General features: G+C 68.2%; 9 protein-coding genes and 1 pseudogene. 4 read left to right on the forward strand and 6 right to left on the reverse strand.

Annotated elements, in window-relative coordinates; all coding sequences use genetic code 11:
• Both N5E02_RS17330 and N5E02_RS17335 read right to left on the reverse strand, forming a co-directional pair.
• A partial coding sequence (locus N5E02_RS17330) for a M56 family metallopeptidase (RefSeq protein WP_279946544.1) occupies positions 1 to 992 on the reverse strand: 992 nt, incomplete at its 3' end.
• Positions 993 to 995: 3 nt separating this feature from the next.
• Complete coding sequence (locus N5E02_RS17335; protein WP_005421039.1) at positions 996 to 1,382, reverse strand: BlaI/MecI/CopY family transcriptional regulator; 387 nt, start codon at positions 1,380 to 1,382, stop codon at positions 996 to 998.
• 188 nt (positions 1,383 to 1,570) lie between these two features.
• Between N5E02_RS17335 and N5E02_RS17340 the strand changes: the two genes are divergently transcribed.
• Positions 1,571 to 2,668: a serine hydrolase domain-containing protein gene (locus tag N5E02_RS17340; protein WP_005421041.1), complete on the forward strand. Its 1,098-nt coding sequence runs from the start codon at positions 1,571 to 1,573 to the stop codon at positions 2,666 to 2,668.
• Here N5E02_RS17340 and N5E02_RS17345 read toward each other — a convergent pair.
• The 3 genes from N5E02_RS17345 to N5E02_RS17355 all read right to left on the reverse strand — a co-directional run bounded on the left by N5E02_RS17345 (position 2,627) and on the right by N5E02_RS17355 (position 6,082).
• Positions 2,627 to 3,439, reverse strand: a complete 813-nt coding sequence (locus N5E02_RS17345; RefSeq protein ID WP_139726568.1) for a hypothetical protein — start codon at positions 3,437 to 3,439, stop codon at positions 2,627 to 2,629. The genes N5E02_RS17340 and N5E02_RS17345 overlap by 42 nt on opposite strands.
• A gap of 3 nt (positions 3,440 to 3,442) precedes the next feature.
• The gene (locus N5E02_RS17350) at positions 3,443 to 4,858 is read right to left on the reverse strand and encodes an XVIPCD domain-containing protein (protein ID WP_139726567.1); all 1,416 of its coding nucleotides are present in this window, start codon (positions 4,856 to 4,858) and stop codon (positions 3,443 to 3,445) included.
• Between the two features lie 117 nt (positions 4,859 to 4,975).
• The gene (locus tag N5E02_RS17355; protein ID WP_139726566.1) at positions 4,976 to 6,082 is read right to left on the reverse strand and encodes an SDR family oxidoreductase; all 1,107 of its coding nucleotides are present in this window, start codon (positions 6,080 to 6,082) and stop codon (positions 4,976 to 4,978) included.
• A gap of 196 nt (positions 6,083 to 6,278) precedes the next feature.
• Here N5E02_RS17355 and N5E02_RS17360 point away from each other — a divergent pair, with 196 nt between their 5' ends.
• The gene (locus N5E02_RS17360; protein WP_139726565.1) at positions 6,279 to 6,587 is read left to right on the forward strand and encodes a hypothetical protein; all 309 of its coding nucleotides are present in this window, start codon (positions 6,279 to 6,281) and stop codon (positions 6,585 to 6,587) included.
• On the opposite strand, the pseudogene N5E02_RS17365 reads toward N5E02_RS17360, so the two are convergent.
• Positions 6,575 to 7,631: pseudogene (locus N5E02_RS17365) on the reverse strand (DNA topoisomerase IB). The gene N5E02_RS17360 and the pseudogene N5E02_RS17365 sit on opposite strands and share 13 nt — an antisense overlap.
• A gap of 111 nt (positions 7,632 to 7,742) precedes the next feature.
• Between N5E02_RS17365 and N5E02_RS17370 the strand changes: the two are divergent.
• On the forward strand, positions 7,743 to 8,132 hold the full coding sequence (locus N5E02_RS17370) for an I78 family peptidase inhibitor (RefSeq protein ID WP_032954733.1): 390 nt from the start codon (positions 7,743 to 7,745) through the stop codon (positions 8,130 to 8,132).
• A 173-nt stretch (positions 8,133 to 8,305) separates the two neighbouring features.
• Positions 8,306 to 12,713 (forward strand): glutamate synthase large subunit (gene gltB, locus N5E02_RS17375; protein ID WP_279946545.1); only part of this gene is annotated, 4,408 nt, incomplete at its 3' end.

The raw sequence follows: 12,713 nt of genomic DNA on the forward strand, positions 1-12,713 counted from the left end.
GGCGCCACGCCCACCACCACCACCACAGCAGTCAGCGCCATCGCCAGGATGCGGGGGCAGGCCCGGCGCGGCTGCAGCGAGAGCAGGCGACGCTTGAGGCTGGTGGCATCCGGTGCGGCACTGGCCACGCCCAGGTGCGGCTGCGGTGCCACCCCCAGCTGCAGCAACAGACGGCCATAGGCCTGGCGGCTGGCAGCGTGCTGGCCCACCACCGCTGCGTCCACCGCTTCTTCGCGCGCTTGTGCATATTCACGCACCGACAGGCGCAGCAGCGGATGGAAGAAGAACAGGTGCTGGGCCAGCGCAGGCAGCAGGCCCCACTGCAGGTCCCGCCGCTGCAGGTGCTGCAGTTCGTGGGTCAGGGCCAGGTCGAGCGCGTCGCCCTGCAGGGCGTTCTCGCCAGCCGGCAACAGCAGCACCGGGCGGAACGGACCGACCAGCTGCGGTGCGTCCACCTGCGTGCTCATCCACAACCGCGGCGCAGGCCGCACACCATGTGCATCGGAAGCCAACTGCAGGGCCTGCACCAACGCCTGGTCCTCGCAGGGATAGGCCGCTGCCAGCAGCGCGCGACAGCGACGCCACTCACCGAGGGTGCGCAGGGCCGTCAACAGCACGCCGGACATCCACAGGCCGGCCAGTGCGATGGCCCACCACGCCACTGCTGGCGTGTCTGCTGCAGGCATCGGCATCGTCGCCAGCAGCTGCGCCGAGGCTTCCGGGGCCAGCGGATAGACCACGTCGGCAGCCGCATCGGTTGCGGTCATCGCCACCGCCTGCGGTGCGGGCAGCCAGGCCAGCTGCAGCGGCTGGCTCCAGAACAGGCCAAGCACGGCCTGCAGCGATACCAGCCACCACAGGCGGCAGCGGGTCGCCGCCGACAGTGACGGCAGCGCGCGGCACACGCCATATACCAGGGCTACCAGCAGCACGGTCTGCAGGCTGGTCCAGCCCAGGCGTTCCAGCATCGGGATCAGCATCGTGGTGTCCATGGCTCAGCCCTCGTGGCGACGCGATTGGAGTTGGGCGACCAGCGCTTCCAGTTCGGCCAGTTCGTTGTCGCTGACCTTCTGCCGCTGCGACAGATAGGCCACGAACGGCGACACCGAGCCCTGCAGGGTGTTGTCGACAAACTGCGCCACCGCGCCCTGCAGCACGCTCTGCGGGCCGCGGGTGGCCTGGTAGCGGTAGATACCGTCCTGTTGCCGGCGCTGAAGATACCCCTTCGCCCGCAGGCGCTCCATCATCGTCAGCACAGTGGAGCGGGCCAGCCCGCGGGCCTCGCCGTAGCCACTGGCGACCTCGCCGACACTGGCCGGCGCATGTTCATCGATGTACTGCAGCAGGGCCAGTTCCTGGTCCCCGATGGTCTTGCCGCGCATGACACCACTCCCTTGACTACACGTGTCGCCACTGTCAGCTTGACGACAGCTGTAGTCAACCCCCCGGAAGTCACGGGCCGACGAACGGTAGGGCACCGAGCGCTTAAACCTTCGACGCGCTGTCTGCATCCGATTCGCAACGCCCGCTGGAATTCCGCATGTTCCGCCCAACGCTCCGAGTCGTGCTCATGCTCATCAGTGCCCTGCCCTTCGCCGCCGTCTCTGCCAGCCAGGACCAGGCCAACGACCAGACCCGCCGCCTGATCCGCCAGATCATGCTGGAGCAGCGCATCCCCGGGCTGCAGGTCGCGGTGGTCAAGGACGGGCAGATCGTGCTCTCCGAAGCCTACGGCCTGGCCAACGTCGAGAACGGCGTGCTTGCCTCGCGGGACACCCGCTTCCCGCTCAATTCGGCCACCAAGGCGTTTACCGGCGTGGCTGCCGCGCAGCTGGCTCAGCAAGGGCAGCTGGATCTGGACGCGCCGGCCTCGCGATATCTGGGTGATCTTCCGCCAGCGTGGAGAGACGTACGCGTACACCAGCTGCTGGCGCATACCTCCGGCCTTCCGGACATCCTTGATGCGAACGGGCTGCTGGGCGGAGGTTCCGAAGCACAGGCATGGGCGGCGGTGACAGCTCGACCGCTGGAAGCGGCGCCTGGGCAGCGCTTCGCCTACAACCAGACCAACTACGTATTGCTGGCACGGATCATCGCGCAGCAATCCGGCATGCCCTACGAACGTTTCCTCGCCACCGGCCAGTTCAGCAGCGCGCGGATGGCCCGCACCACCTTCGGCGACAGCTACGACCTGATTCCGGATGCTGCGACGATGTACAGCCTGGCCCCGCGTGCCACCGACGATGTAGATGCGCCGTCCCGCCTGTCGCATTGGTTCTACGACATACCGCCTTCGCTGTGGGCGGGTGGCGGCATCCTCACCACCGCCGACGACACCGCGCGCTGGCTGGTCGCGCTGACCGAAGGCCGCCTGCTGCCGGAGACGGCCCTGCGGCGGATGTGGAGCGTAGAGCGCCTGGCGGATGGCCGTGCCGGCCCGTGGGCGGGTGGCTGGCCGGTGTTGCACGCATCGCCCGACCTTCAGGTGGCCGGTATCGGCGGTGCGCGCTCGGCCTTCGTGGTCTATCCCGAGCGCGGCGTGGCGGTGGTGGTACTGACCAATCTTGTCGGTGCCAATCCACAGCAGTTCATTCCACGCATTGCCGATTTCTATGCGCGCGATGCCTCAACGCCCGGTCACGAACGGGTCGCCCTGGCACGGCAATAGCGGGCTGTCATCGCAGGGCCATAACCCGGCCGGCACGGTCCTGGACACTTCAAAGTGATCCTGGTTCCAGCGCAGGAAACCGCCGTGCATGGCATTGCCATGGTCGAAGCTGCGTGCATCGGCGGTCAGTGGCTGTTCGGGGTCGGCTTCGGCCACCCAACGCAGCACGGGCACTTTGTCCAGCACGCCGATGAAGGCGAACAGATCGCCCGCGCCCTTGTCCTCGTAGGCCGTCATGGTCGCCGCATCGGGCAACCCGGCCTGCGCCAGGATGGATGCGGTGACATCCTGCAGCGGTGCGGCTCCCTCTGCGATGTAGGCGCGCATGCCCGTGGTGGTTGCCGGGCAGTCCTGCAGCTGCACCAGATACCCGGTGGTACCGCCACTGCCGGAGAACGACCGCATCCAGTAGCGGAAACGCGGCCCGCTGCTGTCGGTAACCATGAAGTCCTGCTGGCCACCCTGCGCTGGAATGGAAAGCACCTGCACCTTGCTGGCGCCCTCCACCTTGCACTTCAACTGCGCCAGCACCTGCCTGGCCGGTTCCGGCAGTGCTTCGCAGCGGCCGCCGGGGTGGGCGCTGCCAGAGGCTTCCGGCAGTGCGGGCAATCCGCGATCAGCGGGCAGGGTCTGCAAAGGCAAGGCCTCCGGTTTCGCCGGTGAGCTGGCGGCAGGCGCTACCGGTGCGACGCGCTCTCCAGCGGGCGCGCAGGCGCTGCAGGCCAGCAGCAGCATCAATGAAACGGTCAGACTCAGGTGTGATCGGATCATCACTCAACGCCCTCCCATCGCCGGCGCTTCCTGCTGCTGTGCCGGCGCGGGCACAGGTGCAGCCTGTTCGCGCGATTGCTGCTGCAGCTGGCGCAGGCTGGATTCCACTGCGGTCTCGCGCACCTCGGCCGCATTGACCCCTGCGCGCAGCGCCGCAGGATAGCCCGGACTGCCCTGCACCAGGAACAGTGTTTCGCCCGCCGCACGTCCAGCACTGGGATTGCTGGCCACGATCTGGTCGACCCGGGTGATGCCCGCGGCCTTCGCTTCGCGCAGCATCACCAGACTGTAGTCGTCGGCATGCTCGGCGTAGCGTCCACCCAGGGCGTGCAGGCGGGTGCTGATCTGCTGCTGCAGGGCATGGTCGCGATGCTGCGGCTGACGGGGATCGTCGTTGGCCGCGAGCGGCACATCCTGCCCCAGCTCGCGCGCCTGGCCGGGTGCAACCGAGGTCAGCACGTACTGCCAGCGGTTCTGCCCAGGCGTGCCGCGCACCGTCGACACGAAGTCGTCGTACTCGCCGCCGCCGATGGTCTGGCAGCCGGCCGAATCGGTGTTGGACCGGCTGCCGCGATGGATCTTGAAGGTGTCGTTGAGGTCCTGCACGCCCTGGGTATCGCGCGCATCGAACCAGCCGTCGCCATTGCTGTCGCGCTCCACCCGTCCGGTGCCCGCCGTGATTGCATCCTGCGAAGGACGCAGCGCGAACTCATCGGGATGGCCATTGCGTGGATGAGTAGTCGCGCGCATCTCCGTAGTGCCTTCGCCCAGGCGTCCGAGGTCCTTGACCCGGTCGCCGTTGACATCCTCACCCTCGGTCTTGGTGCGTGGCGCCACATTGCCGAACCCCGGGCTGCGCGGCGTGGTCTTGGCATGACCGTCGTACTGGGCGGTCGGCTCGGTCGTGGCCTGGTTGAACTCGCGCACATGGCCTTGGCCCTGCGCATCCTTCCACAGCACTACGATGCGGTCGTCGTAAACGCCACGCCCACGTGCCTCGGTGGTGCGGTTCTCGTCGCGCAGCCCCAGCACCACGCGGTCCTGCGTCGCCATCGCGTCATTCGCCGCGGTGTTGCCGCGCTGGGCCACGATGCTGCCATAAACGTCGTAATGCTGGGCCTGGCTCAGGCCTGCGGTCTCAGCCGCGTCGGGCATCCGTGGTGGACGCTCCGCGTTGCTCAGACGGTCCAGCATCGGGTTCACCGTCGTCGCATCAGCTGCGGCAACACCTCCGCTGCGCCGCAATGTCTCAAGCTCGGTGGCGGCGCGCACCGACACGTAGCGATCCAGCGCTTCCTGCACCACGGCGCTCTGCCCGTCGTGCAGGGCGTTCAGGCGGGCGGCTGCAGCGCGCGCGTCGTTCTGTCGCAGCAGGGCGACGACTTCGTTGGCCGCCGCATCGATATCCATCTCGGGCATGGTCGTTCCTTGGACGTGATCAGTACGGAGTCAGCCTACCCCAGCCACCTGCTGGGGCTTTTTGACGCACCGCACACCTTCGCCGCCACGCCGCATTCAGGCAGATCACGCCATCACTCAGCCCCGTGGCCCGCCCATCACCGGCAGGATCACCCCACTGATGTAACTGGCACAGGCCGGAGAGGCCAGGAACACATACGCCGGTGACAGCTCTTCAGGCTGTGCAGGCCGGCCCATGTCGCTGTCCTTGCCAAACTCCGCCACGTCTTCGGCCTGCTTGTCGGCGGGGTTCAGCGGCGTCCATACCGGCCCCGGCGCCACGCAGTTCACGCGGATGCCGCGCGGCAGCAGCTGGCTGGCCAGCGCCTTGGTGAACGCATGGATCGCGCCCTTGGTGGCCGAGTAGTCGATCAGCGCCTTGCTGCCGAAGATCCCCGTTTCCGAGCCGGTGTTGATGATGCTGGCGCCTTCGCCCAGATGCGGCAGTACCGCACGCGCCATCTGGATGTAACCGCCGATGTTGGTCTGCAGGGTTTCCTGCAGGTGCGCATCCTCCAGATCTTCCAGGCGCTCGCAGTGCAGTTGGAACGCGGCGTTGTTGACCAGGATGTCGATGCCGCCGAACGCCTTGGCCACCTGCTTGACGGCCTTGTTGCAGAAACGCGGATCGCGCACATCGCCGGCGATCACCACGCAGCGGCCGCCTTCGCGTTCCACGTGCTGGCGGGTGATGTCCGCGTCTTCGGCCTCGTCCAGGTGCAGTACCGCCACATCCGCACCTTCGCGCGCGAACAACACTGCCACCGCACGGCCAATGCCTGAGTCGCCACCGGTGACGATCGCACGCATGCCCTGCAGCTTGCCGCTGCCCTTGTAGTCGGGCGCAAGGAAACGGGGCGCCAGCTCCAGTTCGTGCTCGTGCCCGGGCTTGGCCAGCTGCTGTGCCGGCATCGCCTCCGGCTGCCGGCGTGCGCCGGCCTGGGTGGCGGTCTTCTTCGTTGCCTTCTTGGCCGCGCGGGCGTCCTTGGCCTTCTCCTGGTCCTGCAGGCGCCGCTGCCGTGCAGCGACGCGTGCCGCCCGTGGATCACTGGCGGCTGCCTTGCGGGTTGCGGTCTTCACCACGCGCGGGCGATCAGGGTCGGCGACCGTCTTGGTCGGGGTGCTGCCTTTGCGCACTTTCGGCGATGCCTTACGGCGGGCGGGGGTCTTGCTGGTGGTGGCCATGCAGGTCTCCTCGGGAGGGAAAGGGGCTGCCGGCCAGCGGCCGGCACTACCGGGGGGCGGCCCATGCCGCTCCTGCAGTGTCTCCACCCACGCTGTTGGCGGCGGTGAGCGCGCCGTGTCCACGATGTGCACGGCATTCATTCCGCCACCACGTCTGACGTCGCACCCTGCACGCAATCACACCAGGAGTGCCTCCATGAAACATGCCATCGCCACCGCCGCCGCCTGCTTTGCCCTTGCCGCCTGCAGCAGCACACCGATGGCCCAGGTGCAGCCGATCGACGGTGTGATTTCCGGCCAGTGCCATAGCGACAGGGTGCGCGGCGCGGTGGGCCTGGCCGCCTCGGACGCCACTGTGGCCCGCGCACGCGTGGACAGCGACAGCCTGCACGTGCGGGTCCTGCGCCACGACGGCCCGAGGGTGCCGCCGGCCAGCGAAGGCGGCGACCGCCTGATCATCGAGAAGGGCCGGACCAACAACATCGTTGCGATCTACTGCGGCTGACGACTGCGACTGAGCCGCCGCGCCCGGCGCAGCACTTTCAGGGTGGCCTGCTCCCACTGCCGCGGGCCGCGCAGGCCGGCCAGCGAGGCCAGCTCACCGCTCCCAGCCGGCAAACACGCACGGGTCGATGTAGGCCTTGCGGCACACGGCCGGCGTGTTGCCCAGCCGTGCCGCCACTTGGCAGACCACTTCGCGCTGCGCCTTGGCCAGCGCGCGCTGGCTGGCCGGTTCCGGCAGTTCGGTGGCGGCCAATGCCTGTACCGCCGCCAGCGTGCCGCCCCAGGTGCGGAAGTCCTTGGCGGTGAAGTCTTCGCCCATCACCTCGCGCAGGTAGTCGTTCACCGCGCCGGAATCCACCGGCTGCAGCGCGCCTTCGTCGTCGCGGTACTGGAACAGCGCCTGCCCGGGCAGCTGCTGGATGCCGCGCACCAGCGTGCCCAGCCGCCGATCGCCCACCACCACCTCGTGCAACTGCCCGGATTTGCCCCGGAAGCGCATGCGCACGCGACCACCGCGCAGCAGGTCCAGGTGGCGGTTGCGCAGCGTTGTCAGCCCGTAGGATTTGTTTTCCTGTGCATAGCTTTTGTTGCCCACCCGCATCAGGGTGTCGGCCAGCAGGGCCACCACCACCGCAAGCACCTTGTCGCGCGGGAAGCCGGGCTGCTTCAGATCGCGCGACAGCCGCCGCCGCAGCGTGGGCAATGCCTCGCCAAAGGCGATGATGCGGTCGAACTTGCCGGCATCGCGCTCCTTCGCCCAATCGGCATGGTAGCGATACTGCTTGCGTCCACGCGCATCGCGGCCGGTGGCCTGCAGGTGGCCATTGGCGTGGGCGCAGATCCACACGGCGGTATACGCAGGTGGAATCGCCAGCGCACGGATGCGCTGCAGGGTGGCGGCATCGCGAACCGCGTGGCCATCGGCATCGCGGTAACTGAAGCCCTTGCCGGCGCGACGCCGGCTGATGCCTGGCTGGGTGTCATCGACATAGCGCAGGCCGGCCGCGCGCGCGGCCTGTCGTTCGGGGGTAGAGGAGGTTGGCATGACCGCAGTGTCGCCGTCGCGATGCCGCGAACCTGTCGATAACAGAAGACAAACACGTGAGGGTCGGTTCGCCGCTATGCTCGGGCTTTCACAATCCCTTCCGGAGTCATGATGTCGTTCCCGATTCGCGCCCGTTCGCTCTCCGCCCTGCTGCTGCCGGCCGTGCTGGCCCTGACCGCCTGCCAGGCTCCGGCGCTGGATGAACAGGATTCGGCCACTGCCCATGCCCAGCAGGCGGCCGAAGCCGCCAAGGCACCGGCCGACGAAACCGGCAAGGCCACCGAGGCACCGCCGGTCGGCACCTGCGATGCCAGCCAGGTGCAGAGCCTGGTCGGCCAGGCCTACGCCGACGCGCTGGGCAAGCAGGCGCAGGAAGATGCCGGTGCCCACCAGCTGCGCGTCATGAAGCCCAATGACGTCGCCACCATGGAGTTCCTCGGCGACCGCCTGAACATCGAAGTGGACGACAAGGGCCTGGTCAGCGGCGTGCGCTGCGGCTGAGCCCGACCGCGCGCCGGCACGGGATGCCGGCGCGTTCTGTTGCACCTGCAACCGTGTATTGCGGCGCTGCAGCAACCTGTGATCTAGTCGAGGCATCCGGTGGCCTCACGATGCGCTCCAGGGAATGAGCGGGGACGAGTGTCGCCGCCAACCCTATACGCATCGAGGTAGAGATGGCCCCCCGCAACCGCCAAGGGCTTTACGACCCGCGCTCCGAGCGCGATGCCTGTGGATTTGGCATGGTCGCCCAGCTCGACGATCAACCTTCGCGCCTGTTGGTTGATACCGCCATCGCCGCGCTTTCGCGCATGACCCACCGTGGCGGCGTCGCCGCTGATGGCCTGACCGGCGATGGCTGCGGCCTGCTGCTGCGCCGCCCCGATGCGTTCCTGAAACTGCTGGCCAGTGAAGCCGGCATCGCCGTCGCCGCACGCTTCGCTGCCGGCCTGGTGTTCCTGCCGCACGATGCCGAGGCTGCACACGCCTGCCGCACGCAGCTGCAGGCGCAGGTCGAAGCGGTCGGCTGCAAGGTCGCCGGCTGGCGCGAGGTACCCACCGACGACAGCGTCTGCGGCCAGCTGGCGCGCGACACCCTGCCACGCATCGAGCAGGTGTTCGTCGATGCCGGCGTCGGCCAGGATGATGCCGGCTTCGCGCTGGCGCTGTTCCTGGCCCGTCGCCGCAGCGAACAGCAGCTGCGCGACCATGCCGACTTCTACGTCACCACCCTCACCCCGGATGCGATCAGCTACAAGGGCATGGTGCTGCCGGACAAGCTCAGCCGCTTCTTCCCCGACCTGCAACGCCGCGAACTGGCCTCCAGCGCGATCGTGTTCCACCAGCGCTTCTCCACCAACACGCTGCCGCGCTGGCCGCTGGCGCACCCGTTCCGGATGCTCGCCCACAACGGCGAGATCAACACCATCGAAGGCAACCGTCGCTGGGCGCAGGCGCGCAGCAAGGTGTGGAAGACGCCACGCTTCGACATCGCCGAATTCGATCCGGTGATCTCCATGCACGGTTCGGATTCGCAGAGCCTGGACAACATGCTGGAGCTGATGGTTGCCGGTGGCATGGAGCTGATCCAGGCGCTGCGCATCCTGGTGCCGCCGGCCACCCAGTCGCTGGAGTTCAAGGACCCCGACCTGGCAGCCTTCTACGAATTCCACGGCCTCAACAGCGAGCCGTGGGACGGCCCGGCCGGCATCGTCGCCTGCGACAGCCGCTACGCGGTGTGCACGCTGGACCGCAACGGCCTGCGCCCGGCGCGCTGGATGCTCACCGCCGACCGCCACTTCCTGGTCGCCTCCGAAGCCGGCGTGTGGGAAGTGCCGACCGAGCGCGTGGTGCGCAAGGGCAAGCTCGGCCCCGGCGAAATGGTGGCCATCGACCTCAAGCGCGGCGACCTGCTCGATTCGGACGCGGTGGACCGCATCAACCGCGGTCGCGCGCCGTACAAGCAGTGGCTGCAGCAGGGCGTGACCTACCTGCAGACCGAACTGATCGACCCGTCGCTGGTGGAAGAGCCGTTCGACGAAGCCACCCTGCGCAGCTATCACAAGCTCTACCAGCTCAGCAGCGAGGAAGTGGAACAGGTGCTGCGGCCACTGGCCGAGACCGAGCAGGAAGCCACCGGCTCGATGGGCGACGACACACCGATGGCGGTGCTGAGCCAGCGCAGCCGTCCGCTGTACGACTATTTCCGCCAGGCCTTTGCGCAGGTCACCAACCCGCCGATCGATCCGCTGCGCGAAGACTGCGCGATGTCCCTGTCCACCCAGCTCGGCAAGGAGACCAACATCTTCCATGCCGGCCCGGAGACGGTGAACCACGTCATCCTCAACTCGCCGGTGCTGAGCCAGCGCAAGCTGCGCCAGCTGCTGAAGATGGACCAGTACGTGCAGGCCAACCGCCTGCTTGATCTGTCCTACAGCGAAGACGAGGGCCTGCGTGCCGGCATCGAGCGCATCTGTGCCGAGGCCGAGCAGGCCGCGCGCGAGGGCATGGTGATGCTGCTGCTGTCCGACCGCTACCCGGTGGCCGGTCGGCCGATGGTGCATGCCCTGCTCGCCACCAGCGCCATCCACCACCACCTCTCGCGGCTGGGGCTGCGCTGCGACGTCAATCTGATCGTCGAAACCGGCACCGCGCGCGACCCGCACCACATGGCCTGCCTGCTCGGCTTCGGTGCCACCGCGGTATATCCGTACCTGGCCTACCAGACCCTGTTCGACCTGGGCCGACGCGGCATCCTCAAGCTCAGCAAGGGCGGCGAGCAGTCGCAGATCGGCCGCCGCTACCGCAAGGGCATCTACAAGGGCCTGTCGAAGATCATCTCGAAGATGGGCATCTGTACGGTGGCCAGCTATCGCGGCGCGCAGCTGTTCGAGATCATCGGCCTGGAACGCGAGGTTGTGGACATGTGCTTCCCGGACACCGCCTCGCGCATCGGCGGCGCCGGTTTCGCGCGCCTGGATGCCGACGCGCGCGAGCTGTGCTCGCAGGCGTGGGACGCGCAGCAGGACGTGGATGTCGGCGGCCTGCTGAAGTACGTGCACGGCGGCGAGTACCACATGTACAACCCGGACGTGGTCACCACCCTGCAGCGCGCGGCGCGCAGCGGCGATCCGCGTGCCTGGCAGCAGTACTGCGATGCGGTGCATGCGCGTCCGCCGTCGGCGCTGCGCGACCTGCTGGATCTGGTGCCGGCCGCCACGCCCGCGCCGCTCGATGAAGTGGCTCCGGCCAGCGAACTGTTCCCGCGCTTCGATACCGCAGCGATCAGCCTGGGTGCGCTGTCGCCGGAAGCGCACGAGGCGCTGGCGATTGCGATGAACCGCCTGGGTGGCCGCAGCAATTCCGGCGAAGGCGGAGAAGATCCCGCACGCTATGGCACCGCCAAGCGCAGCAAGATCAAGCAGGTGGCCTCGGGCCGCTTCGGCGTCACCGCCGAATACCTGGTCAATGCCGAAGTGCTGCAGATCAAGGTCGCGCAGGGCGCCAAGCCCGGCGAGGGCGGCCAGCTGCCGGGGCACAAGGTCAACGAGCTGATCGCACGCCTGCGCTATGCGCGCCCGGGCATCGGCCTGATTTCGCCGCCGCCGCACCACGACATCTATTCGATCGAGGACCTCGCGCAGCTGATCTACGACCTCAAGCAGGTCAACCCGACCGCGCTGGTGTCGGTGAAGCTGGTCAGCCATGCCGGCGTCGGCACGATTGCCGCAGGCGTGGTCAAGGCCGGTGCGGACCTGATCACCATCTCCGGCCATGACGGCGGCACCGGTGCCTCGCCGGTCAGCTCGATCCGCTACGCAGGTGTGCCGTGGGAACTGGGCGTGGCCGAAGCGCACCAGGCGCTGCTGGCCAACGACCTGCGCGGGCGCACCCTGCTGCAGACCGATGGCGGCCTGAAGACCGGCTTGGACGTGGTCAAGGCCGCATTGCTGGGTGCGGACAGCTTCGGTTTCGGCACCGCGCCGATGATCGTGCTGGGCTGCAAATACCTGCGCATCTGCCACCTCAACAACTGCGCCACCGGCGTGGCCACCCAGGACGAGCGCCTGCGCGAGAACCACTTCACCGGCCAGCCCGAGCGCGTGGAGAACTTCTTCCGCCTGCTGGCCGAGGAAGTGCGTGGCTGGCTGTCGTACCTGGGCGCGCGTTCGCTGGAAGAAATCGTGGGCCGTACCGACCTGCTGCGCCAGATCGACGCCGCGCCGCGCGACGGCGTGCGCGTGGACCTGTCGCGGCTGCTGGCCGACAGCCGCTACGAAGGCAGCCACTGCGCCGCGCAGCGCCTGTACGAATCGCCGGACAGCCTGGCCACGCAGATGGATGGCCTGCTGGCCCCGGCCATCGAGCACAAGCGCGGTGGCGAGCATCGCTTCCTGATCCACAACACGGACCGCAGCATCGGCACCCGCCTGGCCGGCGCGGTGGCGCGCGCGCACGGCAACCAGGGCATGGCCGAAGCACCGCTGGAACTGCGCTTCCGCGGCAGTGCCGGGCAGAGCTTCGGCGCCTTCAACGTCGGCGGCCTGCACCTGGAAGTGGAAGGCGAGGCCAACGACTACGTCGGCAAGGGCATGGCCGGCGGCCGGCTGGTGGTGCGTCCGCCGCGTGGCGCCCGCTTCGAGGCACGCAGCACCGCCATCATCGGCAATACCTGCCTGTATGGCGCTACCGGTGGCGAGCTGTTCGCCGCGGGCCGCGCCGGCGAGCGTTTCGCGGTGCGCAATTCGGGCGCGCTGGCAGTGGTGGAAGGTGCCGGTGACCACTGCTGCGAGTACATGACCGATGGCGTGGTGCTGGTGCTGGGCAAGGTCGGGCTGAACTTCGGCGCCGGCTTCACCGGTGGCCTGGCTTACGTGCTGGACGTGGACCGCGATTTCGTCGACCGCTACAACCACGAGCTGATCGACATCCATCGCGTCTCCGCCGAAGGCTTCGAGAACTACCGCCAGCACCTGCACCGCCTGATCGGCCGCCACCGCGAGCTGACCGGCAGCATCTGGGCACAGCAGATCCTGGACGAGTTCCGCGACTACATCGGCAAGTTCTGGCTGGTCAAACCCAAGG

It is taken from the genome of Stenotrophomonas sp. GD03777 (assembly GCF_029842485.1).
GTDB lineage: Bacteria > Pseudomonadota > Gammaproteobacteria > Xanthomonadales > Xanthomonadaceae > Stenotrophomonas > Stenotrophomonas sepilia.